Below are 22131 nucleotides of genomic sequence, written 5' to 3' on the forward strand. Positions count from 1 at the left end.
GGACGTGACGTCCGCTATGACGAGCGCAACTCCACGAGGGTGATCTGCGGTTCGGCGCCGACCCTCACCGGCGGACCCCAGAAACCGGCGCCGTTCGTCACGTAGACCTTGGTGCCGTCGACCTCACCGAGGCCACTGACCACCGGCTGTTCCAGGCGGACGGCGAGGTTGAACGGCACCATCTGCCCGCCGTGGGTGTGCCCGGAGAGTTGCAGGTCGACGCCGTACCGGGCCGCTTCCTTCGCCGCCACGGGCTGATGCGCGAGCAGCACCACCGGGCGGCTCGGATCGCGATCACCGAGGGCGGCGGCGAAGTCCGGGCCAGCGGCGAGGCCGGTGCCCGTGCCGGACAGGTCGTTCACACCGGCCAGGTCGAGCACGCCACCCCGGGCCTGGATCTCCTGCCGCTTGTTCTGCAGCACCCGCAGGCCGAGCCGGTCCACCTCCTGGACCCACTCCTCCACCCCCGAGTAGTACTCGTGGTTGCCGGTGACGAAGAAGCTGCCGTATCTCGAACGCAGGTCACGCAGTGGCGCGGCGGCCGAGCCCAACTCGGCGACGGAACCGTCGACCAGGTCACCGACGACGGCCACCAGATCGGCGTCGAGACGGTTGATCGCGGCGACGATCCGCTCGGTGTGCGCACGACCACGCAGCGGGCCGATGTGGATGTCGGAGACGGTGGCGATGCGGAGGCCGTCCATGCTGCGCGGGAGCTTCGCGAGCGGGATCTGCACCCTGTCGAGTTGTGGTGGGCCGAGGGCCGTGCGGATGCCGTACCCCGTGATGCCGGTGGCGGTGAGGCCGGCGAAGATGGCCGCCCCGCGGGCCAGCAGCAGCCGGCGGGCCGGGTCGTGGTCCGGTGTCCGCACGGCGGCGGCGGCCGGAGGCTCGGTGGGCCCGGCGGCGCCGACGAGCACCGGCTCGGGTGCCGCGGTGGTCGGCTCGGCGGCGGTCACGCGGCGGCGGAGCACCAGCCGGGCCACGAGCATCGGCACTTCGAGCACGACGAGGACGACCAGCAGGTAGAACATCAGCGCGAGCCAGAGGTAGCCCGGCCAGGCGAGCCAGTAGAGACCGGCCTGCGTGCCGGCCATGGTGGCCGGCACGAGCAGCGCCAGCACCAGGGCGGCGATCCCACCGACCCGTCGCCGGCGGCCCGGCGCTGTGGTGTCGCGGATCAGCCGCTTCCACAGGTAGAGGTGGATGAGGCCGGTGACCAAAGCCAGCACGGTCACGAACCCGAGTACCGCCAACATCCGTGCGCCTCCCTCAGCCGCCCGCGAACGGGGGCAGGACATCGATCGTGGCCCCGCCGGGCAGGGGTGCCTGCCGATCATGACAGGTGACGCCGTCCACGAGGAAACTGGCGACCCGCAGCACGGTGGCGAGCCGATCACCGTGCCGCTGGGCCAGGTCGGCGGTGAGGTCGTCGAGCGACCGGCCGGCGGGCGCCGTCTCCTCGGAGCGCCCGGCCGCGGCACGCGCGCCCGCGAAGTAGCGGACGGTCAGCTGGTCCTGGGTCACGCCTCAGCCTCCGATCGCGGACATCGGCCGGGTTGGCTGGAGGAAGGCCGGGTCGTCGATGCCGTGCCCGGCGCGCTTGCCCCACATCGCGGTGCGCCACCGCTGGGCCAACTCGTCGTCGGTCGCGCCACTGCGCAGGGCCGCCCGCAGGTCGGATTCCTCCGTGGCGAACAGGCAGGCGCGGACCTGGCCGTCGGCGGTCAGCCGGGTGCGGTCACAGTCGCCGCAGAAAGGGCGGGTGACGCTGGCGATCACGCCGACCCGGGCTGGGCCGCCGTCTACCAACCAGGTCTCCGCCGGGGCCGCGCCGCGCTCGGCCGGGTCGGGGCTCAGATCGAACCGGGTACGCAGAGAGGCCAGGATCTCCTCGGCGGTCACCATCGTGGTGCGGTCCCAGCCGTGCTGCGCGTCCAGCGGCATCTGTTCGATGATCCGCAACTGGTAGCCGTTGTCGACGGCGAAGCGGAGCAGTGCCGGCGCCTCGTCCTCGTTGACGCCGCGCATCAACACCGAATTGATCTTCACCGGGTTGAGGCCGGCGGCAGCCGCTCCGGCGAGACCGGCGAGCACCGCGTCCAGGCGGGGACGGCGGGTCAGCTGCGTGAACCGGGCCGCGTCGAGGGTGTCCAGCGAGACGTTCACCCGATCCAGGCCGGCCGTGGCCAGCGCGGGAGCCAGCCGGTCGAGGCCGATGCCGTTCGTGGTGAGCGAGATGCGAGGGCGGGGCATGAGCGCGGCGACCGAGGCCACGATGCCGACCAGCCCGGGTCGGATCAGTGGCTCACCGCCGGTGAACCGCACCTCTGTCACGCCGAGCCGCTCGACGGCCACCCGGACCAGCCGGACGATCTCGTCGTCGGTCAGCAGTTGCGGACCCGCGAGCCAGGGCAGCCCTTCGGCCGGCATGCAGTAGGTGCACCGCAGGTTGCACTTGTCGGTGAGGGACACGCGAAGGTCCCGCGCGACGCGGCCGTACCGGTCGACGAGGACGCCGTCGGTCGGCGGGGCGACGCTCACCTGTCGACCGTAGCGCGCTCGAGCCCGCTCAGAGCGGCACCGGCGGTCTGGACGACCGCATCCCGGTAGCTGGCACCGAAGAGCGCTGTGTGCACGAGCAGCAGATGCAGTTGATGCAGAGGCACCCGGGCACGCCATCCGTCCGGCAGCGGCCAGGTCTCCCGGTAGGCCGCCAGGACCCGATCCAGGTGGGGGATGCCGCCGAAGAGCGCCAACTGGGCGAGATCTGTCTCCCGATGCCCGCCGTGCGCCGCCGGGTCGACAAGCCAGACCCGCCCCTCGGCACCCCACAGCACATTGCCCGGCCACAGGTCACCGTGGATGCGGGCGGGCGGCTCGTCCCCGCCGAACTCGCCGATCCTGCCGATGACCTGCTCGACCACCGCCGCGTCGGCACCTTCCAACGCGCCACCGTCGACCGATCGACGCAGGTAGGGAACGAGTCGACGCTCGGCGAACCACGTCGACCACTGCCGGTCGTCGACGGTGTTGTCCTGCGGGAGCGCCCCGATGAAGCCGGGCCAGGTCGCGCCGAAGGCCGGCGGACCGGCCCGGTGCAGGCCGGCCAACTCCCGACCGAACCGCTCGGCCGCCGTGGGCGTCGGCTCGCCGGGCTCCAGCCAGTCGAGCGCCAACAGGTCGGGCAGCGCCACGATCACCTCGGGTACGCCCACAGCGTCGGCCTCCCGCAGCCAGCGCAGCCCGGCGGCCTCGCTGGCGAAGAAGCCCTCCGGCGCCGGTTGGTCGGCCCGCTCCGGCCAGGACTTGGTGAAGATCGAGTGGCCGTCGTCGAGGGTGAGCCGAGCTGCGGCGCAGATGTCCCCACCGGCGACCGGCGTCTCCCGGATCCGCTGATGGGTCAGGAACGTCGGCAGGTGTGCCGGGTGCGCGCGCAGGTACGCCAGGTCCATCAGCGCACGGTAGCCGCTGCCCGTGACACCCGGGTGTACGCGACCACATCGAGGCATGCGTGATCGGCGATTACCAGGCCGAATACGCTGCGTAGCTGTGGATAAGCCGCGTGTCATCCACAGGGGCGGCGCAGCCGGAGGGCCGCCCCGCAGGCTGCCGACATGACCTCGACCGAACGCCCGCAGCTCGCCGTCCGCTCACCTGCCGACCTGCTCGCCGCCGTGCCGTACCTGCTCGGCTTCCATCCCGCCGACAGTGTGGTCGCTGTGGCGCTGCTCGGCCGGCAGATCATCTTCGCCGCCCGCGCCGACCTGCCCGACCCGTCCACCGATCCGGTCGACCAGGCCCGGCACCTCGCCGGAGTGATCCACCGGCAGGGCGCGGAGGCCGCCACCGTCGTAGGTTACGGGCCGCCCGACCGGGTCACCCCGAGCGTGGACGCCGTCCGCATCGCCCTGACAGGAGCCGGCCTGGACGTGCTCGACGCGCTGCGGGTGACCGACGGTCGATGGTGGTCCTACCTCTGCACCGAGGCCGACTGCTGCCCACCCGAGGGTCGGCCCTACGACCCGGCGGCCAATCCCGTCACCGCGTCGGCCGTCTTCGCCGGCCAGGTTGCGTTGCCTGACCGGGCGGCCCTCGTGGCGCAGGTCGCGCCAGTGCAGGGCTCCGCCCGGGACGCGCTGCGCGCCGCCACCGTCCGAGCCGATCGGCGGCTGGCCGACCTGATCGAGCACGCCTCCGCCAGTGACCTGCTCGGCGGCCGGGCGGTGCGCTCCGCAGGCGCGGCTGCGATCCGGGAGGCGCAGCGCCGCCAGCGTTGCGACGAGTTGCTCGACGACGACGAGGTCGCCTGGCTGTGCCTGCTGCTGACTCACCTGCCGGTCCGCGACCACGCCTGGGAACGCACCGACGGCCGTGACCGGGACATCGCCCTCTGGACCGACGTGCTGCGCCGGGCCGAGCCGGAGTTCACCGCCGCGCCCGGTGCGTTGCTGGCGTTCGCCGCCTGGCGAGCTGGGCAGGGTGCGCTGGCGGCGGTGGCGCTGGAGCGCACGCTCGGCCTGCACCCGGACTATTCGCTCGCCCTCCTCCTGGACGACCTGCTGCGGCGGGGCGTGCCTCCGTCCGAGCTGGACGGCTGGCCCTCGGTCGGAATGCCGGGCGTGGTCCGCCCCCGCAGGAGGCGCCGGCGTGGCCGCAGCTGACCGGCTCCGATGCGTGGCCACCAGGGGCGCGGTGTCTGCTGCGTCACCCCAGCCCGGCTGCCTACCTACCGATAGGTAGGCTGGGTTCCATGACCGCCACCTCTACGATCTCCGTCAGCGACCTGACGAAGTCCTACGGCACCCGGAACGCATTGGATCGCTGCACGAGGCCGACGTCCTCGCCACCGACGTCGTGGTGCTCCGCGACGGCGCGGTCACCGCACAGGGGCTCCCCGGAGTCGTTGAAACGGTGGGTCGGGGAACGCACCCTGACCCTCGGGCTGACTGACGAACCCACCACGCGGACGTTCCTGACCACCTCGCCTGCGTCGTTCCGCGCCGAGACCGACGAACCCCGGACGGTCGTCGCTGGAGTCGCCGCCTGCGTCCTGGCCGTCAACCACGCTCGGAGGAACCGATGACCGCCACAGCAGACACCCGGTCGCAGATCCTGGACGCCTTCGGCGAGCAGTTGGCAGCCGTGGGCTATCAGGGCGTGTCCCTGGTCGGAGTTGCGCGGACGGTGGGCATCCAGAAGCCGTCCATCTACCACCACTTTCCCGGTGGCAAGGAGGAGCTCTACGCGGCCGTCGCGCTGAGGTTCGTCGAGGATCTCCGTACCCGCCTCGCGGCGGCGCTGGCAACCGAAGGGACGCTTGAGGAGAAGCTGCGGGCGCTCGCAGTGGTGTCGGCGGAGCACTCCCCCCGGGCCATCTCCTTCGAGCAGCGTGTCTACGACGCGCTCGACCTCGTCTCCGAGGAGACACGCACCGACGTGTCACAGCGGTACGTCGACGGCGTTCTCAACCCGGTCGCCGAGCTCTTTCGCGGAGCAGTCGAGGCCGGAGACGTCGCAGGTGATCCCTGGTTCCTCATGAACGCGTTCCTCCACCTCGTACGCGCGACCGACCTCACGAAGGAACCCGACGGCAGCGCTCAGCTCGTCGCGCTCTTCCTCGACGGTGCTCGGGCACCGGGAGCTGTCCGTCGAAGGATGTAGCCGACGTTCGTTCCATGGGTCGAGTTGTCCGGCGGTGCGTCGCCGCAGAATGATCAGGTGCCTCTCCGAAGCGAATGCCCCACGTGAGCGTCGCACTGCTGCTGACGCTCGCCGGTCTGGCCCTGGTCGACAGCACCAGCATCGGCACCCTCTTCATCCCCGTCTGGTTGCTGCTCGCGCCAGGAACGGTCAACGCCCGGCGGATTCTCGTCTACCTGGGCACGATCACCCTGTTCTACTTCGCGGTCGGGCTGTTGCTCGCAGTGGGCGGCAGCCGACTGGCCGACGTCCTCGGCGGGGCGTTCGACAACCGGCCGGTGCTCTGGGCACAGCTCGTCCTCGGGGTGGGGCTGTTCGCGCTCAGCTTCCGCTACGACGGCAAGCGACGCCCGCGCGGTGGCGGTGTGCTGCGGTGGCGGGACCGTGCGACGGCCGGTGACTCCTCGACGCGCTGGCTGGTGGGGTTGGCGCTGCTCGCCGCGCTGGCGGAGGTGGCGACGATGCTGCCGTACCTCGGAGCGATAGGTCTGCTGACCACCTCCGGGGTCGGCACGGCGCAGATGGTGGGATTGCTCGCCGGATACTGCCTGGTCATGGTGCTGCCGGCGGTCCTGCTGCTCGCGGCAAGGCTGGCGTGGCCGAGGCTCGTCGAGCCGGTGCTGGTCCGGCTCAACGCGTGGATCGTGCGGCACTCCGGCGGCATGCTCGGCTGGATCCTCGGCATCGCCGGTTTCCTGCTGGCCCGCGACGCCGTGATCCGGCTGGGGCTGCTCGACGAGCTGGTGATCAGACTGTGACCCGCTCGGGGCGGGCGTAGACGTTCATCGTGTTTCCGCGCAGGAAACCGACAAGCGTCATCCCCGCCTCCTCGGCCAGCTCGGCGGCGAGGGTGCTCGGGGCGGAGACGGCGGCCAGCAGCGGCAGGCCCGCCATCCACGCCTTCTGGGTCAGTTCGAAGCTGGCCCGGCCGGAGACAAGCAGCAGGTGCCCGGCCAGCGGCAGTCGGCGTTCCCGCACCGCCCAGCCGATCACCTTGTCCACCGCGTTGTGCCTGCCCACGTCCTCCCGCAGCACCACCAGGTCACCTGCGGGGGTGAAGAGCCCGGCCGCGTGCAGCCCGCCGGTCCGGTCGAAGCCCCGCTGGGCAGCGCGCAGACGGTCGGGCAACTCGGCGAGGACGGCTGCCGCAACGGTGAGCTGGTCCGCCTCGACCGGGAACAGTGACCGGGTACGGACCGCGTCGATGCTGGCCTTGCCGCAGACCCCGCAGGAACTGGTCGTGTAGAAGTTCCGGGACGGGTCGGTGGTCGGTTCCGGCACGCCGGGGGCGAGCACCACGTCCACCACGTTGTACGTGTTCGGCGTCTCCGCGCCTGCGCAGAGCTGGGCCGTAAGCACGTCGTCGGTCGACCGGATCAGCCCTTCGGTCAACAGGAACCCGATGGCCAGGTCCAGGTCGTCGCCGGGCGTGCGCATCGTGACGGCGAGGGGTTTGCGCCGCCCGGGCCCGGCAGCGCCCACCCGGATCTCCAGCGGTTCCTCCACCGCCAGGTTGTCCGGCCGGCGCACGGAACGGCGGCCGTCGGCCGCCGCGCCCAGGTCGATCCGGAGTACGCCCCGTCGGTCAGTTGCCCGTCCCATCCCGCCATCCTGCACCCCGCGCCGGTACGCCCGCACGAGTGCCGGGCATCGGGCACCCGCAGTGACCGGCCGCCAGGGCTCCGACACGACGCCCCCCGGGATCGGGCCACCCGGCAGGCACCGCCGTTCGGCGTCGATCCGGCTACCGTGACCGGGTGGGGACGTACGCCGCTGTGGTGCTCGCCGGTGGGGCTGCCCGCCGGATGGGCGGGGTGGACAAGACCGCGCTTCCGGTCGGTGGCCTGCCGATGCGCGACCGGGTGCTGGCGGCTGTCGCCGATGCCGTGCCGCTGGTGCTCGTCGGTCCGGCCGATGTGGTCCCTGCCGGAGTGCGGGTCACCCGGGAGGATCCGCCTGGCGGGGGGCCGGTCGCCGCGACGGCGGCGGGGCTGGCGTTGCTCGACCAGGACACGGCAGTGGTCGCGCTGCTCGCGGCAGACCTGCCGCTGCTCACGAGGGCCGCGCTCGGCGTGCTGCTGAACCACCTCGACGGCCCCGGAACCGCCCCGCCGGGCGACGGCACTCCGCCAGAGCGCACCGGCGCAGGCGGCGGCATTCCGCCGGAGCGCACCGGCGCAGTCGACGGCGAGCAGCGGCCGGACGGGGTGTGCTTCGTCGACGCGTCCGGCCGGCGGCAGTCGCTGTGCGGGGTGTGGCGGGTCGCCGCGTTGCGGGCCGCGCTGGCGCGGCTGACTGTCGAGCGGGACGGCGACCTGGCCGGTGCGTCCGTCCGGGCTCTGCTGGCCGGCCTTGTCGTGCGGGAGGTGCCATGGTCCGTCGACGGCCCGCCGCCCTGGTTCGACTGCGACACTGACGATGACGTCCGCCGGGCGAAGGAGTGGGTGCGATGACGGTGCTCGACGACTGGGTCACGGCGGCGTGCGCCGAGGTGGATCTGGACCCTACCCAGGTGCCGGTTCCGGCGGTTCTGGATCTTGCCCGCGACGTCGCCCACCAGGTGCTTCGACCGGGCGCGCCCGTCACCGCGTACCTGCTGGGGTTGGCGGTTGGTCGGGGCGCCGACCCGGCGGACGCCGCGGCCCGGCTCAGTGCGCTCGCGGCCAACTGGCCGGTCGCGCTGGGCGGCGCCCCGGCCGACCCCATCGACCCCACCGCCCCGGCCGATCCCACAGTCTCCTGACCGCCGTTGTCCGATGCCGGTCCGGGTGGATTCGGCCTCCGGAGGGCGTGGGTAGGGTGTTCGGAACGGACGGAGGCGATCATGACGGCTGACCACCCCTCGGCGCCGGACGGTGAGCTGCCCAGCGGTACGACCGAGCACGGGGAGTCGATTCTGCTCGACGAACCCAGCACCACCGACCTGCGGGCCAAGGTGACCGAGGCGTGGCAGGAGTTTGCCCGGATGCTCGCCCTGCGGCTGCGGGAACTCCCCGTCGGCGCGCACCTGGAGTTGACTCTGGACCCCACGGCCTCCGGCACGGGTGACGCCGTCTACTCGATCAGCGTCGATGTGGCTGGCGGTGGCGGGCTCTCGGCTCGGGCGGTCGGCAACGCGGCACTGCCGCAGGGCTACCGGTTGGACCGCGCCGCCGTGGCCGACATGGTGGCGCTGGGCTGGTCGCCACCCGGGGTGGTGCCCGGGTCCGGCGGCTCGTTCGGGCTGGACGGCACGACGGCGGAGGCGGCCCGGATCGCCCCGCTGCTGTCCCGGACGCTGCGCGACGTCTACGGCGCTCCGCACCCGGCCTTCCTCGTCTACCTGGTGCACGACGCCGAGGGCGAGCCGTTGACAGTGGGGCCGCTGGGCACCGCGCGCAGCGAGTTCGGCCCGGACGCGGACGTCGAGGGCGACCTGGAAGAGGCGTTGGCCGAGGCGGCCGCCGCGCAGGTGGAGCGGGACGACGTGCTCGACCTGGCCGAGCGCGTACGCACAGTGGTGTCCACGATGCTGAAGTCCGAGCCCGACCGGTTGCAGATCGACTCGGACGGCGACATCAACATCCGTGCCGGTTCGGCGATGGTCTTCGTGCGGGTGCGCGACAACCCGCCGCTGGTGGACGTCTTCTCCCCGGTGCTCACCGAGGTCGAGCCCACCGAGCGGCTCTACGTGAAGCTGTCCGAGCTGACCAACCGGATGCCGATCGGTCGTCTCTACTGCGCCGATGACACGGTCTGGGCGTCCATCCCGGTGTTCGGCCGCAACTTCCAGGCCACCCACCTGATGCTGGCGGTGCAGGTGATGACAGGTCTCGCCGACGAGTTGGACGACCGGTTGCACGGCGAGTTCGGCGGCAAGCGGTTCTTCAGCGAGGGCGACAAGCCGGTGCGACGCGAGGACTCCGAGCACCGCACCGGCATGTACCTCTGAGCGGGTCAGGCCACGTCCAGCAGGGTCTTGCCGACTGTCGCGCGCGCCTCGATGGCGGCGTGCGCGTCAGCGGCGCGTTCCAGGGGAAAGCGCTGGCCGATGAGCGGCCGTAGCTGGCCGGCCGCCGCGCCCGCCAGCGCCTGATCGGTGTACGCCCGCATCCGTGCGGGCGGCGCGTCGTATCGGACCAGCATGATCTGCCAGGCTGCGGCGTCCTCCGCCGACACCGGCGACCACTCGCCGCTGGCCAACCCGAAACTGGCCATCCGGCCACCCGGGTCCAGCAGCTCGAACGCCGTCCGGGCGGTCGGCCCGCCGACGCCGTCGAACACCACGTCGACTCCACCCACGGAGTGCCGGACCTGGTCGGCCCAGCCGGGCAGGCGGTAGTCAACCGCCAGGTCGGCACCGAGGCCGGGCAACAGGTCGACCTTGCGTGCGCCACCGGCCACACCGATCACCTGTGCGCCGGCGCTGGCCGCGAGCTGCACGAGCAGGCTGCCAACACCGCCCGCCGCCGCCTCCACAAGCACCCGGTCGCCGGGGCGGACGCCGGCAGCCTCGACCAGCAGGGTGGCGGTCCGTCCGTCGGCCAGCAGGGCAACCGCGTCGTCCAGCGCCAGCCCGGCCGGCACCTCGAAGGGCGCTGCCGCGTCCACCACCGCCCGTTCCGCGTACCCGCCGGAGCCGCCGGTGGCGCTGACGACCCGGCGCCCGGTCAGCGCCGGGTCGACGTCCGGCCCGACTGCGGCGATCACCCCGCCGACGCCGTTGCCGGGGATGAGCGGTGGGGTGACCTGGAACGGCCCGGGTCGACCGGAGCGTAGCTGCGTCTCGATGAAGGTGATGTTCGCGTGCGCGACGTCGATCAGCACCTGACCGGGGCCGGGCGTCGGGTCGGGTGCCGGGCCGGGCACCAGCACGTCGGGGCCGCCGAACTCACGTAACCAGATTGCCCGCATGAGATCCCCTCGATCGTTCCGCGCGTCGCCGCCCACTCGAAGGGGCAGTCCAGCACTTCAACGCGGGTTGAGGTCAATGTCAGCGGGTGGACGGGCCAACGCCGGGGGACTCGGCGAGTCGGGACAGCACGATGGTGCTGCGGGTGGACGTCACGAACGACTCGGCGCGGAGCCGTTCCAGAGCCGCCTCCAGGTGGGCGATGTCGGCGGCGCGCAGGTGCACGAGCGCGTCCGCCTCGCCGGAGACGGTGTAGGCGCCGACCACCTCCGGGTGTCGGCGTGCGGCGACGCCGATCTGCGCGGGGGTGGTCCGGCCGGCGCAGAACAGCTCGACGAAAGCCTCGGTGGTCCAGCCGACGGCAGCCGGGTCCACGACGGCGGTGAACCCTCTGATCACGCCGGTCGCGCGCAGCCGGTCCACCCGACGCTTGACCGCTGGGGCGGAGAGTGACACCCGGGTGCCGATGTCGGCGTACGACGCACGAGCGTCGGCAACGAGCAACGCAATGATCCGCTGGTCTACGGCGTCTATCTGCAACGTTCCGCCTCTGGGAAGCAATGGTTGTGGCTGTTACCAAAGTTCTACGGTACCTACTCTTGGTGACCGTGGACCAGCAGCGATTCCCGCGAAAGCGGACATATCTCATGTGCTCGCCGGAGCATTTCGCGGTCGAGTACGCGATCAATCCGTGGATGGACGTGACCGCCCCTGTCGACCGGGACCTGGCCGTCAAGCAGTGGGACCGGCTGCGCGAGACGCTCATCGGCCTCGGTCACGAGGTGCACGTGCTGACGGCCGAACCGGGCCTGCCCGACATGGTGTACGCCGCCAACGGCGCCTTCATGGTGGACGGCAGCGTCTACGGCGCGCGGTTCAAGCACGAGCAGCGGGCCGCCGAGGCCGCCGCCCACCACGCCTTCTACGAGTCGCAGGGCTGCCGGTTCATCGCGCCGAGCGAGACCAACGAGGGCGAGGGTGACTTCGCGTACGTGCCGGAGGCGCATGGCGGGCTCATCCTGGCCGGGCACGGCTTCCGGACCGAGATCGCGGCGCACGCGGAGGCGCAGGAGGCGCTGGGCCGCCCTGTGGTGTCGCTGCGGTTGATCGACCCTCGCTTTTATCACCTGGACGTGGCGCTCGCCGCCATCGACGACTCGAACGTCGTGTACTTCCCCGGCGCGTTCTCGGCGGCCAGCCAGCGGGTCCTCACCCAGCTCTTCCCGGACGCGGTGGTCGCTGACGGCGAGGATGCGCTGGCCTTCGGGCTGAACCTGGTGAGCGACGGCGCGAATGTCGTCCTCAACAGCGAAGCCACCCGGCTGGCCGGCAAGCTCAAGGCCGCCGGCTACACACCGGTCCCGGTCGAGTTGGCCGAGTTGAAGAAGGGCGGCGGCAGCGTGAAGTGCTGCATCGCCGAACTGCGGCACTGACCGTTCACCGCCGCGTACGGCAGGGGCCGGCCTCCCGTGCGGGAGGCCGGCCCCTGATCGTGCTCCGACGGGCGTTCAGCCCAGGGTGGCCAGCTCGTTGATCAGCACGTTCGAGGTGGCTTGACCGTCGCGCTGCACCTCCCGCAGGTACCACTTCTGCTGGGGGGTGCGTGGCTGGTTGAACTGCCAGATCCCGCGCGGGCTGTCGATCTGACCGATACGACCCAGGGCCAGGTTGACCTGCTGAGGTGACGGTGACCCGCCGTTCAGCTGGATGGCCTGGTCGAGCACCTGCGCCGCGTCGTACGACGCCATGGCGTAGGTGGTGGGCGTGAGCTGGTGCTTCTTCCGGTAGGCCGAGGCGAAGACCCGGTTCGACGTGTTGTTGAGGTCGGCCGAGTAGTTCAGGGCGGTCTGGATGCCCAGGGCGTCCTGGCCTAGGCTCTCCAGCACGTTGCCCTCGGTGAGGAAGCCTGGCGCGTAGACGGGCCCGGAGAACTGGTCGCGCAGTTGCTTGATGAACTCCACGGCGGCCGCGCCCGAGAAGAAGCAGAAGACCGCCGTCGGCTTCTTGGCCAACGCCTTCTCGATGTCCGCCACGTAGGTGGTCTTGTTGGGGCTGGTGGTGGGGTTGGTGTTTGTCACCGGGTCGGCGATGCGCCCGTCGGTGGCGCCGAACTCCTGCCGGAAGCCGCGCACCACGTCGGGGCTGCCCACGTTCTCCGGGACGATGATCGCCAACCGGCCGTTCGCCGGCAGTTGGTCGCGCAGGTAGCGGCCCAGGGCCCGGCCGGCCTCGTCAAGCACGTACGACGTGCGCCAGATGTAGACGACGCTCTGGAGGCTGCTCGGCGAGGCGTTCGAGCCGATGAGCGGGACGCGGGCCTCCTCCACTGTGTCGCGGATGCCGACCATCACCGACGAGCTGACCACCCCGGTGAGCGCCAGCACGTTCTGCTTGAGAAGTTGGTCGACGGCGGCCTTGCCGCTTTTGGCGGTCTCACCTTCGTCGGCGATCAGCAACTCCACCGGGTGCCCGCCCAGACGTTGGTCGTGCAGGTCGAGGAAGAGCTGGAAGCCGTTGGTGATGTCGTCGCCGATGGACTTGACGCCGCCGGACTTGGGTACGATCAGACCGATCTTGATCGGGCTTCGGTTGGTGGTCGGCTGGCTGTCGGTGTCGGAGCCGCACCCGGCGGCGAATCCGGTGGTACCGAGCGCGGCCAACAGTTGGAGCGCCCGCCTGCGATTCATCTGCGACACCGAGTTCCTTCCAAGGAGCGTTTCAGGGCAGAACACGCCCCTCCGGCGTTCTACCTGCTCAACGACGCTGCGTCAATGGTTAATGATCATCGTGCAGTGAGCGCAATGCATCGAGGACCCGGGACCAAGCCGCAGACTCCGGGTCGATCAGCCCGAAATGCTCGCATCCGGGCAGCTCAATAAGGGAAATATCGGACCCTGCGGCACGTGCCGCTGTGACAAAGTCCCGGCTCATCGCCACCGGAACCTGAAGATCCACAGACCCATGTATCACTACTGTGCGTGTTCGCGTGGGCACCAGCAATCGCGGGTCAGTCGCCGCGTACCGGTCCGGAACCTCCGCCGGACCGCCGCCCAGCAGCGCGGTCACCGCACCCGAATCCAGATCCCACCGATACGCCTCGACCAGGTCGGCCACCGGGGCCAGCGCGAGCACCGCGCGCACCGTCGACGGCGCGGTCGCTGCCGCGTACAGCGCCAGGTGACCACCGGCGGAATGACCGACCACGATCGGGGCGCCAGCGTCCACACGGCCGGGCAGCGCCTCGGCGGCCAACTCCGGCAGCGCCGCGATCCCGGTCAGCGCGTCGGACAGCGTCCCCGGCCAACCGCCGCCCGGCTGACCGGTGCGCCGGTACTCCAGTTGGGCGACCGGATATCCGTCGGCGGCGAGCGCGGCGGCGAGCGGACCGGTGTGCCCCCTGTCGTACTCGGCCCGCCAGAAGCCGCCGTGCACCACGACGACCAGCGGCCGGGCCGGGCCATCCCCAGCCGGAAAGCGCAGGTCGGCCACCTGGTCCGGGTGATCGCCGTAGGCCACCGTCCGGTCCGGCGCGGGCGCGGGCCGGGTCAGCACGTCGCGTGGGTCGGCAGGCATGGCGCGACGGTAGCGCGTCATGCCCGGGTGGCGTGGCCCCGGGAGTTGGTCCCGGGCGGCATGGCTCGCGCGGGCTGGGTAAAGATGGACCCATGACCGAAGCGCACTCCGCTGGACAGAACGATGAGCCCGGCTCCGACGACTCCGGCCACTCCGGCACCGTGGTGGTGGTCGGCGCGGACGGGCGGCCGATCGGCACGGTGCAGACCGAGGAGGGGCAGGGTGAGGACCCGACCCGCCTGGTCGAACAGCCGGCCAAGGTGATGCGGATCGGCAGCATGATCAAGCAGTTGCTGGAGGAGGTCAAGGCGGCTCCCCTTGACGACGCCAGCAGGCACCGCATGCGGGAGATCCACGAGCGCTCGATCGTCGAGCTCAAGGAGGGCCTTGCCCCCGAGCTGCGCGACGAGCTGGAGCGGATCTCGCTGCCCTTCACGGAGGACAAGGCACCGAGCGAGGGCGAGCTGCGGATCGCGCACGCCCAGCTCGTCGGCTGGCTGGAGGGCCTGTTCCACGGCATCCAGGCGGCCCTTGTCGCCCAGCAGATGGCCGCCCGGGTGCAGCTGGAGCAGATGCGCGGCGGCCGGCAGGCGCTGCCCAGCGGCCCTGGCGGAGCCGGCGGGATGGTGCCCGGGATGCCAGGCATCGGTCAGCCGGCCGGCGGCGAGGGGCACAGCACCGGCCAGTACCTCTGATCGGCGCTCAGCCCACCCCGAAAATCTTCTCCAGGTACGCCGCCACGCCGTCCTCGGAGTTCGCCGACGTCACCTCGTCGGCGACCGCCAGGACGGCGCGGTGCGCGTTTGCCACCGCCACGCCGCGCCCGGCCCAGGTCAACATGGGTACGTCGTTGGGCATGTCACCGAAGGCAACGACGTCCGCCGCGGCAATGCCGAGCCGGTCGCAGTACCAGTCGAGCCCTGCCGCCTTTGTCACTCCGGCCGCGGAGATCTCCACCAGCCCGGACGACGACGAGTGCGTCGCCTCGGCGAGCCCCGCCACCGCCGTGGCGATCAGCGCGGCGAACGCGTCCGGGTCCTGCTCGCCGGCCCGGGCAAGCAGCTTCACCGCCGGCAGGGAGAGCAGCTCTTCCGGCGTCGCGATCGGCCGGATGCCGTCGACGTCGGCATCCCAGCGCAGCGGGTAGTGCGTCTCGTGACGCATCTCCCGGCTGTCCAGGATCTCCACGGCGAAGCTGATGCCGGGCACCTCGGCGCGTAGCCGTTCGGCCACCTCGGCGAGGTGCTGCGGAGCGAGCGGGTCGGCCCGCAGCACCTCGTCGCGTACCGGGTCGTAGACCACGGCGCCGTTTGCGCACACCGCCGGCAGCGGCTCGGCCAGCTGCTCGTACACCATTTTGAGCCAGCGGACCGGACGGCCGGTGACCAGAACGACCGGCGTGCCCTGCGCGACGAGCCGGGCGAGCACGCCAGCGGTGCGGGCGCTGACCGTGTGGTCGTCGCGGATCAGCGTGCCGTCAATGTCGGTGGCGACGAGTCGAGGGGTCTCTCCCATCACCGGGACAGTAGTCGGTCCAGGTAGACGGCCACCCCGTCGTCGTCGTTGCGCAGGGTCACCTCGTCGGCTATGGCGCGCACCATCGGGTGCGCGTTGGCAACGGCCACCCGGGACCAGCCGGCCCACTCGAACATCGGCAGGTCGTTGGGCATGTCACCGAAGACCAGCACGTCACCCGGGTCGACACCGAGGGTCTGTGCGACAGCCGTCAGCCCGGACGCCTTGTCCACGCCGGGCGGGCAGATCTCGATGAAGCCGAGCCCGGCCTGGGTGAGCGTGGCGATGTGCGGCGGGATGACCTGGCGGGCCACCGCCAGCAGCTCATCCACGTGGTGGTCGGCGGTGCGCGCGAACGCCTTGATCACGTCACCGGAGAGGCACTCCGCACGGCTGCGCGCCTCGAACCGGTCCTGGTAGGGCCAGCTCGCGTGGTAGTCACCCCACAGCGGGGCGTCGTGCTCATCGGACGCCTCGACCATGACGGTCAGCGGGCCGGCCGCCGCCTCCAGGTCGGCGAGCAACTGGGCGAGCACCTCGCCGGCCAGCCGCTCGTCGCGGAGCACCACCGGGCCGGTCGGGTCGCTCTGGTCGACGACCCGACCGCCACCGGCCATCACCAGGAAGTCGGCGGCCCGGATGTCGTTGCGGGTCAGTTCGGTCAATCGGGGGCCGCGTCCGGTGGCGGCCACTACCGGAATTCCGGCGGCCCGCACCCGGTCCAGCACCCCATGGGTGTACGCGGAGACGGTCTCGTCGCTGCGTACCAGCGTTCCGTCGAGGTCGGTGGCGATCAGCTTGGGTAGTCCCGGGCGGGTCATGGTTCCTCCTTCGCCCGCCGCCGTCGCAGCCTGCCGTGCGGTCCCGGATCGAACCCGGCGTGACGGCGGGCAGCAACCGTACCTCGCGTGAGCGGTCGCAACCACGGCTTCCAGGCGAATCGGTAACCAACGGGCGGCCTACCGTCGGTGTCGCCGAAACGGCAGGTCAGGCGGGTGCGCTCACTGACCCGTCGGGGCCAGGGGCGCGCAGCTCAGGCCGGAGGTTGGGGATGCGTGAACGGTGCCGCCGACGTGACGGTCAGGTCGGCCGGCGCGGGCAGGCCGTCCTCCGGGGTCGAGGTCCGGTCCCGGCGGCGGCGCCAACCGCGCTCCGGTGCCCCGTCGTCGGGGTGGTGGTCGGCAGTCGGCCCCGCCTGCACCTGCTCGGGGGCGCTCGGGGCCAGCCGCAGGGCCGCCCCGAGCAGCACGCAGGCGACGAACGCCATCACCAGACCGCGGCCGTACTCGACCCGGAAACCGTCCTGCGGTGCGTAGAAGTAGGTCCGCTGACCGCTGTCGTTCAGCGTCGCCGTCGCGGCGATCAGCAGCGCCAGCAGGGATCCGGCGAGGGCGAGCCCCATCAGCCGGGCGTTCTGCCGGACGGACGCAGTGCCCCGCAGCGCCAACGCGACGGTGCAGACCAGGCCGAGAAGACCCACCAGGTAGCCGACCCCGAAACCGCCAATGTCGGACACACCGGCCGGAACGTCGATGGTGCTGGTCCCGACCGGCCCGCTGTTGGGCAGGGTCATCACCAGCCACTCGCCGATCAGCGAAGCGACCCCGGCGACCCCGCCGAGCCCGGCGAGCAACAGGGGCAGCCGGGGATCGCGGGTGAAGCCGGTGAGCGACAAGCCGAAGCGTCGACGCTCGTTGGGCTCGTCGTCGCCACCCCACTCGATCACGCTCGGTCCGTCGGACGGGTCGCCCTGGCGGGGGATCGGCAGCTCATCGGACATCGGCCATCCTTCCGCCGGTCACGGGCCTGCGTCGAATCATGGCACAGAGCGAGTGGCTGGTCGCGTTGGCGAAGTCGCCCACGCCGAACCGCGATCAGGTGACAGGGATCGCAGGGCGGGCGTCGGTGCCGGTCGGTCGCTCGGCGGTCACCTTTCCGCTAGCGTTCTCCTCATGCCAATCCGTACCGCTTCCGCACAATGGCAGGGCAATCTCACCGAGGGTTCCGGCACGGTCCGCACCGGTAAGGGCGGCCTGTCCGGCAACTACTCCTTCAAGTCACGCTTCGAGGAGGGCGAGGGCACCAACCCCGAGGAGTTGATCGCCGCGGCGCACGCTGGCTGCTTCTCGATGGCGTTCTCGAAGGGCCTCGCCGACGCCGGCTCGACGCCCACCTCCGTCGAGACCACCGCCAAGGTCCACCTGGACAAGACCGACGCCGGGATGACCGTGACCCGGATCGACCTGGAGACCGTCGGCCAGGTGCCCGGGATCGACGAGGCGGAGTTCCAGAAGCTCGCCGAGGCCGCCAAGGCGAACTGCCCGATCTCCCGCCTGCTCTCGCCGGGTGCCGAGATCACCCTCACCGCTCGCCTGGCCTCCTGAGGCGACGGACCCCTACCCCGTACGTTCACGGAGGGAGCGGCCGCCCGACCGGGCGGCCGCTCCCTCCGCGAGCGCGCGGGCATCGCGCCTTCTCCGCCGGCCCTCGATCAGGTCCTGCGGCGTGACCGGGCCGATCGGCCGGACGTCGGGCACAATGGTGGCGTGCCGGTGGAGATGACCCGCGAGCGTTTCGAAGAGTTGGTCGGTGACGCCCTCGACGATGTGCCCGGGGAACTGCTCGGCCTCATGAACAACGTCGTGATCCTGGTCGAGGACGACCCGCCGCCCACCGAGCCCGACCTGCTCGGCCTCTACGAAGGGCACGCGCTCACCGACCGGGGCTGGGACTACGCCGGCGTGCTGCCGGACCGGATCTTCATCTACCGCCGCCCGATCCTGCGGATCTGCGACAGCGACGAGGACGTCGTCGACGAGGTGGCCGTCACGGTGGTCCACGAGATCGCCCACCACTTCGGCATCGACGACGCACGACTGCACGCGCTGGGCTGGGGCTGACCCCGCCCCACCTCCCGGCAGCGGCACGCCGCTCGGCTGATGGTCCGTGCTTGCTGGAGTCGCCTACCGTCGGTGCAGCAACCGCGACCTTTCAGGAGGCACCTTTCATGCGCAGCGAGCTGTTCTCCGCCGAGAACCTCGAGAAGGAGTCCGCGCAGCCCGGCATGCGGCTGCAGAACTCCAAGATGTTGAAGATCGAGCTCAACGGTGAGGCGATGGCCCGGGTCGGGTCCATGGTCGCCTACCAGGGAAACGTGCAGTTCCAGGCGTTGGGCTCGGGCGGGCTCGGCAAGTTCCTCAAGCAGAAGCTCACCGGCGAGGGCGTACCGCTGATGAAGGTCACCGGCCAGGGTGACGTCTTCCTTGCCGAGTTGGCCAAGGACGTGCACATCATCGACCTGGAGCCGGGCGACGCGCTCTCCATCAACGGCTCCAGCGTGCTCGCCTTCGACTCGACCCTCCAGTACGACATCAGGATGGTCGGTGGCGCCGGCATGACCTCCTCGTCGGGCCTGTTCAACTGCGTCTTCAGCGGCTACGGCCGGATCGCCATCACCACCAAGGGCACCCCTGTGGTGCTCAACGTGGACGCCCCGACGTACGTCGACCCGCAGGCCGCGGTCTGCTGGTCGGCTAACCTCCAGACCGGCTACCACCGCGCCGAGCAGCTCGGTCTCGGCACACTGCTGGGCCGGCGCACCGGTGAGGCGTACACGATGAGCTTCGCCGGGCACGGCTTCGTCGTGGTGCAGCCGTCCGAGGAACCGCCGGTCAGGGGCAGCGGCGAGCAGCAGCAGGAGGGCGGCCTGCTCGGCGGCCTGCTGAGCTGACCCGTTCGGTTGGCTGGGCGGGCGCGTCAGTCGTGCGGGGTCGCCCAGCCCGGCCCACCAGCCGGCCCAGCCGGGGTCAGGTCAGCTCTCCGGTGCGCAGTCGGGCCAGCCAGGCCGCCGCGTCGGCGTAGTCGACGTCGGAGAGACCGGCCGGCGCCGGTACGGGTCGTTCGCCGGCTGTCTCGGCCCAGCGGTGCCGGGGATAGGAGCCAAGGAAGCGGACGTCGGCGCAGACCCGGTGCAGCCCCTGCAACGCCTCGCCCAGCCGTACGTCGGCCACGTGCCCTGTGCAGTCCAGGAAGAAGACGTACCGGCCCAGGGCCTCGCCGGTCGGCCGGGACTCGATGCGGGTCATGTTGACCCCACGGACGGCCAACTCCATCAGCACGATCAGCAGCGCACCGACCCGGTCGTGGGCGATGTAGACCGCGAGCGAGGTGAGGTCGTCACCGGTCGGCGGCGGGGGTGGGCCTGGGCGGGAGGCCAGCACGAACCGGGTCACCGCGTCGGGGTGGTCGGCGATCTTGTCGGCGAGCAGCGCGAGCCGATGCCGGGCCGCCCCGATCGGCGCGCAGATCGCCGCGTCGAACTCACCCGAGCCGGCGCCTGCGGCGGCCGCGCCGTTGGAGAGCACGTCGACCACCACCGCGTCGGGCAGGTGGTCGCGCAGCCAGCCCCGACACTGGGTGGACGCCTGCGGGTGCGCCGCGATCGTGCGGATCGACGGCAGCGACGTCCCCGCCCGTGCGGCGAGCACGAACTCCACAGGCAGGATCACCTCGCGTGTGATCACCAGCGGGTCGCCCTCGATCATCTCGTCGAAGGTGATGCCGACCGCCCCGCCAATCGAATTCTCCAGCGGCACCAGCGCGGCATCGGCGTCCCCCGCCCGGACGCTGTCCAGCGCCTCCCCGACACTGCGGGCGGGCGTACGGCTGCCGTGTTCGGCGGCGGGAATCGTGCGCAGGGCCTGTTCGGCGAAGGTGCCCTCCGGGCCGAGGTAGACGAAGCGCGTGGGCGGTGTTCCGGGCATGCCGACCAGCCTACGCACCCGATCCGGGCGGTGTGCCGGCGTCGCAGGCGAGGGTGCGGATCCCGACCGGCCCGGTGGCCCGGACCTCGGCGGTGCACACGTCGGTGCCGGCGGTGACCAGCTCGGGGGCGGTGGGTCGGCCCCGGGTGACGACCTGGAGCTCCTCGTGCCCGGTCACGGTGACCACGGTGTACTGCCAGTCGGCGGCGCAGAGCGGCCCGCTGCGGACCTTTACCTGCACGTTGTTCGGGAGGACTCCCGTCCGGCCGCGCAGCAGCCGGAGAACCTGGTGACCGGTGGGCCCGTTCCGGCAGGCGATGGCGACCAGGCCGGCATCGGGCGTGGCCGACGGGGTGCCGACCGGAGGAGCAGTGGGCACGGCGGTGGGCGATGCCGTCGGGCTGCCGGTAGGCCCTGGCGCGGTGGGCGTGCCGGTGACCGTGGGCACGCTGGATGGCTGCCGCAGTTCAGGTGGGGCTCCGCAGCCGGTCAGCGCCACGATCGTGAAGAGCGCCAGCAGGATCCGGGTCGTGGGCAGCGTACGGACCGTCGCCTGCGGTGGGGGAGACGGGCGGCGCAACGGGGTGAACGGCACAGGCCGATCCTCGGGGAAGGTCGTGGCGGCCGGGGGGTGGCCGAGCCCATCGTAGGGCGAGCGGCCGGCCTGGTGAAGCTCAGCCGAGTACGCGGTGCCCGGCGCGCTCCAGGGCCGCCGTGCCTTCGGCCAGGCGGACGATCGGCACCAGCAGGTAGTCGGTGTCAAAGGTGGAGAAGGTGACCACGTTGACCCGGGCGTCGGTGAGCGGCGCGACGAGAGCCGCAAGCGTTCCCGTGGCGGCCACGCCGTCCGGGCCGGCGACCTTGAGGCAGCGCCAGGAGGTCTCCATCACGGCCTGTGCCGGGGCTCGGGTGGTCGGGCAGATCACCGATATCCCGTCGGTGGTCCAGCTCACAGTTACCACCTCGGCGGGGTCCAGTTCGCTCGACAGCGCGTACGGCAGGGCGGCGCCGGGGGCCAACCGGCACACGGCGTACTCCCCCGGCAGCAGAGCGATATCGAGCATGAAGGCACCTTACGGTGTCGGTGTGGGCCGCCGCCGGCATCGCCGCGTGCGGTGAACGCCACATCCGCCGCAGGTCAGACCTCGGAGAAGAAGGTGAGGGAGCCTGCCACTGTGCCGTCGGCGTGCACCGGGGTGGAGATCGCATCGACGGTCGCGTCGGAGCTGCCCGCCGCCGCGCCCTGCACCCGCAGCAGACCTCGGGCGAGGCGGCCGGAGGAGAGTGCCAGCAGAGGCGGGATCTTGTCGATCTCGGCCTCGGTCAGCTCGCCCCGGTTGGCGGTGAAGTCCAGCAGGCGTAGCCCGCCGTCGAGCAGTGGCCGCCCGATCAGGCCGGCCGGCTCGCCCAGGCAGAGCAGCTCGCAGCCGGCCGTGGAGATGGCGACCACCCGGGTGTCGGCGTCGATCAGCAGGCACGGCTCGTCGGCCCGGCAGACCGTCGAGGACCACTGGCCGAAGTTGTCGGACTCCGGCTCTGTGGAGGCTCGCGCCGCCGGCACGAACACTTCCGAGAGCGAAAGTTCGACGTGGGCCACCGAGCCTCCTATGTACACCGACGGACTGTCCACGCTAGCCGGTCTCCGACGGGACCACCGAGCGCACCGGGTCACCGGACCGCACGGTC

27 protein-coding genes are annotated in these 22131 nt (G+C 71.6%); 11 read left to right on the forward strand and 16 right to left on the reverse strand.

Annotation, left to right across the window (positions count from 1 at the left end):
* Positions 1–14 precede the first annotated feature (14 nt).
* The 4 genes from F4558_RS26875 to F4558_RS26890 are packed head-to-tail and all read right to left on the reverse strand — an operon-like array spanning position 15 to position 3455.
* Positions 15–1259: a metallophosphoesterase gene (locus F4558_RS26875; RefSeq protein WP_053651607.1), complete on the reverse strand. Its 1245-nt coding sequence runs from the start codon at positions 1257–1259 to the stop codon at positions 15–17.
* A 13-nt stretch (positions 1260–1272) separates the two neighbouring features.
* Entirely contained in the window at positions 1273–1527 is a 255-nt protein-coding gene (locus F4558_RS26880; RefSeq protein ID WP_167946462.1) for a MoaD/ThiS family protein, read from the reverse strand.
* Between the two features lie 3 nt (positions 1528–1530).
* Complete coding sequence (gene moaA, locus F4558_RS26885; protein ID WP_167946464.1) at positions 1531–2544, reverse strand: GTP 3',8-cyclase MoaA; 1014 nt, start codon at positions 2542–2544, stop codon at positions 1531–1533.
* Positions 2541–3455, reverse strand: a complete 915-nt coding sequence (locus tag F4558_RS26890) for a fructosamine kinase family protein (RefSeq protein WP_167946466.1) — start codon at positions 3453–3455, stop codon at positions 2541–2543. The genes moaA and F4558_RS26890 overlap by 4 nt, the downstream gene beginning before the upstream one ends.
* Before the next feature lie 162 nt (positions 3456–3617).
* On the opposite strand from F4558_RS26890, the gene F4558_RS26895 reads away from it, so the two are divergent.
* The 3 genes from F4558_RS26895 to F4558_RS26910 all read left to right on the forward strand — a co-directional run bounded on the left by F4558_RS26895 (position 3618) and on the right by F4558_RS26910 (position 6461).
* The gene (locus F4558_RS26895) at positions 3618–4664 is read left to right on the forward strand and encodes a DUF4192 domain-containing protein (protein ID WP_167946468.1); all 1047 of its coding nucleotides are present in this window, start codon (positions 3618–3620) and stop codon (positions 4662–4664) included.
* Positions 4665–5082: 418 nt separating this feature from the next.
* Positions 5083–5664 carry a TetR/AcrR family transcriptional regulator gene (locus tag F4558_RS26905; RefSeq protein ID WP_053651598.1) on the forward strand — a complete coding sequence of 194 codons (582 nt, stop codon included), beginning with the start codon at positions 5083–5085 and terminating at the stop codon, positions 5662–5664.
* A gap of 83 nt (positions 5665–5747) precedes the next feature.
* On the forward strand, positions 5748–6461 hold the full coding sequence (locus tag F4558_RS26910; protein ID WP_167946470.1) for a GAP family protein: 714 nt from the start codon (positions 5748–5750) through the stop codon (positions 6459–6461).
* Here F4558_RS26910 and fdhD read toward each other — a convergent pair.
* A complete protein-coding gene (fdhD, locus tag F4558_RS26915; RefSeq protein ID WP_167946472.1) occupies positions 6451–7305 on the reverse strand; it encodes a formate dehydrogenase accessory sulfurtransferase FdhD in 855 nt (284 codons plus the stop codon). The genes F4558_RS26910 and fdhD overlap by 11 nt on opposite strands.
* A 155-nt stretch (positions 7306–7460) precedes the next feature.
* Here fdhD and mobA point away from each other — a divergent pair, with 155 nt between their 5' ends.
* The 3 genes from mobA (at position 7461) to F4558_RS26930 (ending at position 9634) form a co-directional block, all read left to right on the forward strand.
* A complete protein-coding gene (gene mobA, locus F4558_RS26920) occupies positions 7461–8156 on the forward strand; it encodes a molybdenum cofactor guanylyltransferase (RefSeq protein ID WP_167946474.1) in 696 nt (231 codons plus the stop codon).
* Positions 8153–8446 carry a DUF6457 domain-containing protein gene (locus F4558_RS26925; protein WP_167946476.1) on the forward strand — a complete coding sequence of 98 codons (294 nt, stop codon included), beginning with the start codon at positions 8153–8155 and terminating at the stop codon, positions 8444–8446. The genes mobA and F4558_RS26925 overlap by 4 nt, the downstream gene beginning before the upstream one ends.
* A gap of 81 nt (positions 8447–8527) precedes the next feature.
* Positions 8528–9634: a T3SS (YopN, CesT) and YbjN peptide-binding chaperone 1 gene (locus tag F4558_RS26930; protein WP_053651594.1), complete on the forward strand. Its 1107-nt coding sequence runs from the start codon at positions 8528–8530 to the stop codon at positions 9632–9634.
* A 5-nt stretch (positions 9635–9639) separates the two neighbouring features.
* Here F4558_RS26930 and F4558_RS26935 read toward each other — a convergent pair whose 3' ends face one another.
* Positions 9640–10596, reverse strand: coding sequence for a zinc-binding dehydrogenase (locus F4558_RS26935; RefSeq protein ID WP_167946478.1), 957 nt, complete (start codon positions 10594–10596; stop codon positions 9640–9642).
* Positions 10597–10675: 79 nt separating this feature from the next.
* The gene (locus F4558_RS26940) at positions 10676–11134 is read right to left on the reverse strand and encodes an Lrp/AsnC family transcriptional regulator (protein WP_053651590.1); all 459 of its coding nucleotides are present in this window, start codon (positions 11132–11134) and stop codon (positions 10676–10678) included.
* Between the two features lie 59 nt (positions 11135–11193).
* On the opposite strand from F4558_RS26940, the gene ddaH reads away from it, so the two are divergent.
* Positions 11194–12027: a dimethylargininase gene (gene ddaH, locus F4558_RS26945; protein ID WP_334550341.1), complete on the forward strand. Its 834-nt coding sequence runs from the start codon at positions 11194–11196 to the stop codon at positions 12025–12027.
* A gap of 75 nt (positions 12028–12102) precedes the next feature.
* Here the strand turns inward: ddaH and F4558_RS26950 are convergent, their stop codons facing one another.
* On the reverse strand, positions 12103–13290 hold the full coding sequence (locus tag F4558_RS26950) for an ABC transporter substrate-binding protein (RefSeq protein ID WP_167946480.1): 1188 nt from the start codon (positions 13288–13290) through the stop codon (positions 12103–12105).
* A gap of 79 nt (positions 13291–13369) precedes the next feature.
* Entirely contained in the window at positions 13370–14167 is a 798-nt protein-coding gene (locus F4558_RS26955; protein ID WP_053651585.1) for an alpha/beta hydrolase family protein, read from the reverse strand.
* Between the two features lie 92 nt (positions 14168–14259).
* Here F4558_RS26955 and F4558_RS26960 point away from each other — a divergent pair, with 92 nt between their 5' ends.
* Positions 14260–14862: a bacterial proteasome activator family protein gene (locus F4558_RS26960; protein WP_053651583.1), complete on the forward strand. Its 603-nt coding sequence runs from the start codon at positions 14260–14262 to the stop codon at positions 14860–14862.
* Between the two features lie 7 nt (positions 14863–14869).
* On the opposite strand, the gene F4558_RS26965 is transcribed toward F4558_RS26960, so the two are convergent.
* From F4558_RS26965 to F4558_RS26975, 3 genes are all read right to left on the reverse strand, one after another.
* Positions 14870–15682, reverse strand: a complete 813-nt coding sequence (locus F4558_RS26965; RefSeq protein WP_167946482.1) for an HAD family hydrolase — start codon at positions 15680–15682, stop codon at positions 14870–14872.
* The gene (locus F4558_RS26970) at positions 15682–16503 is read right to left on the reverse strand and encodes an HAD family hydrolase (protein ID WP_167946484.1); all 822 of its coding nucleotides are present in this window, start codon (positions 16501–16503) and stop codon (positions 15682–15684) included. Before F4558_RS26970 ends, F4558_RS26965 begins: the two co-directional genes overlap by 1 nt.
* A gap of 212 nt (positions 16504–16715) precedes the next feature.
* Positions 16716–17462, reverse strand: a complete 747-nt coding sequence (locus F4558_RS26975) for a hypothetical protein (RefSeq protein WP_167946486.1) — start codon at positions 17460–17462, stop codon at positions 16716–16718.
* Positions 17463–17634: 172 nt separating this feature from the next.
* On the opposite strand from F4558_RS26975, the gene F4558_RS26980 reads away from it, so the two are divergent.
* From F4558_RS26980 to F4558_RS26990, 3 genes are all read left to right on the forward strand, one after another.
* Positions 17635–18066, forward strand: a complete 432-nt coding sequence (locus tag F4558_RS26980; protein ID WP_053651575.1) for an OsmC family protein — start codon at positions 17635–17637, stop codon at positions 18064–18066.
* 168 nt (positions 18067–18234) lie between these two features.
* Positions 18235–18582, forward strand: coding sequence for a metallopeptidase family protein (locus tag F4558_RS26985; protein ID WP_312877449.1), 348 nt, complete (start codon positions 18235–18237; stop codon positions 18580–18582).
* Between the two features lie 107 nt (positions 18583–18689).
* Entirely contained in the window at positions 18690–19412 is a 723-nt protein-coding gene (locus F4558_RS26990; RefSeq protein ID WP_053651572.1) for an AIM24 family protein, read from the forward strand.
* 76 nt (positions 19413–19488) lie between these two features.
* Here F4558_RS26990 and pheA read toward each other — a convergent pair whose 3' ends face one another.
* The 4 genes from pheA to F4558_RS27010 form a co-directional block, all read right to left on the reverse strand.
* Complete coding sequence (gene pheA, locus F4558_RS26995) at positions 19489–20445, reverse strand: prephenate dehydratase (protein ID WP_167946488.1); 957 nt, start codon at positions 20443–20445, stop codon at positions 19489–19491.
* Between the two features lie 10 nt (positions 20446–20455).
* On the reverse strand, positions 20456–21040 hold the full coding sequence (locus tag F4558_RS27000; protein ID WP_312877400.1) for a hypothetical protein: 585 nt from the start codon (positions 21038–21040) through the stop codon (positions 20456–20458).
* Positions 21041–21119: 79 nt separating this feature from the next.
* Complete coding sequence (locus tag F4558_RS27005) at positions 21120–21509, reverse strand: ACT domain-containing protein (RefSeq protein ID WP_053651571.1); 390 nt, start codon at positions 21507–21509, stop codon at positions 21120–21122.
* A 74-nt stretch (positions 21510–21583) separates the two neighbouring features.
* The gene (locus tag F4558_RS27010; RefSeq protein WP_053651568.1) at positions 21584–22042 is read right to left on the reverse strand and encodes a hypothetical protein; all 459 of its coding nucleotides are present in this window, start codon (positions 22040–22042) and stop codon (positions 21584–21586) included.
* Positions 22043–22131 lie beyond the last annotated feature (89 nt).

The sequence above is a fragment of the Micromonospora profundi genome (genome assembly GCF_011927785.1).
Taxonomy (GTDB): domain Bacteria; phylum Actinomycetota; class Actinomycetes; order Mycobacteriales; family Micromonosporaceae; genus Micromonospora; species Micromonospora profundi.

What these genes read in the sequence shown, in the direction of transcription:
- F4558_RS26875 (WP_053651607.1), bottom strand. Translation starts at nt 1,259, where the DNA reads ATGTTGGCGGTACTCGGGTTCGTGACCGTGCTGGCTTTGGTCACCGGC.
- F4558_RS26890 (WP_167946466.1), bottom strand. Translation starts at nt 3,455, where the DNA reads ATGGACCTGGCGTACCTGCGCGCGCACCCGGCACACCTGCCGACGTTC.
- F4558_RS26895 (WP_167946468.1), top strand. Translation starts at nt 3,618, where the DNA reads ATGACCTCGACCGAACGCCCGCAGCTCGCCGTCCGCTCACCTGCCGAC.
- F4558_RS26905 (WP_053651598.1), top strand. Translation starts at nt 5,083, where the DNA reads ATGACCGCCACAGCAGACACCCGGTCGCAGATCCTGGACGCCTTCGGC.
- fdhD (WP_167946472.1), bottom strand. Translation starts at nt 7,305, where the DNA reads ATGGGACGGGCAACTGACCGACGGGGCGTACTCCGGATCGACCTGGGC.
- F4558_RS26925 (WP_167946476.1), top strand. Translation starts at nt 8,153, where the DNA reads ATGACGGTGCTCGACGACTGGGTCACGGCGGCGTGCGCCGAGGTGGAT.
- F4558_RS26930 (WP_053651594.1), top strand. Translation starts at nt 8,528, where the DNA reads ATGACGGCTGACCACCCCTCGGCGCCGGACGGTGAGCTGCCCAGCGGT.
- F4558_RS26935 (WP_167946478.1), bottom strand. Translation starts at nt 10,596, where the DNA reads ATGCGGGCAATCTGGTTACGTGAGTTCGGCGGCCCCGACGTGCTGGTG.
- F4558_RS26955 (WP_053651585.1), bottom strand. Translation starts at nt 14,167, where the DNA reads ATGCCTGCCGACCCACGCGACGTGCTGACCCGGCCCGCGCCCGCGCCG.
- F4558_RS26960 (WP_053651583.1), top strand. Translation starts at nt 14,260, where the DNA reads ATGACCGAAGCGCACTCCGCTGGACAGAACGATGAGCCCGGCTCCGAC.
- F4558_RS26965 (WP_167946482.1), bottom strand. Translation starts at nt 15,682, where the DNA reads ATGGGAGAGACCCCTCGACTCGTCGCCACCGACATTGACGGCACGCTG.
- F4558_RS26970 (WP_167946484.1), bottom strand. Translation starts at nt 16,503, where the DNA reads ATGACCCGCCCGGGACTACCCAAGCTGATCGCCACCGACCTCGACGGA.
- F4558_RS26975 (WP_167946486.1), bottom strand. Translation starts at nt 17,462, where the DNA reads ATGTCCGATGAGCTGCCGATCCCCCGCCAGGGCGACCCGTCCGACGGA.
- F4558_RS26980 (WP_053651575.1), top strand. Translation starts at nt 17,635, where the DNA reads ATGCCAATCCGTACCGCTTCCGCACAATGGCAGGGCAATCTCACCGAG.
- F4558_RS26990 (WP_053651572.1), top strand. Translation starts at nt 18,690, where the DNA reads ATGCGCAGCGAGCTGTTCTCCGCCGAGAACCTCGAGAAGGAGTCCGCG.
- pheA (WP_167946488.1), bottom strand. Translation starts at nt 20,445, where the DNA reads ATGCCCGGAACACCGCCCACGCGCTTCGTCTACCTCGGCCCGGAGGGC.
- F4558_RS27005 (WP_053651571.1), bottom strand. Translation starts at nt 21,509, where the DNA reads ATGCTCGATATCGCTCTGCTGCCGGGGGAGTACGCCGTGTGCCGGTTG.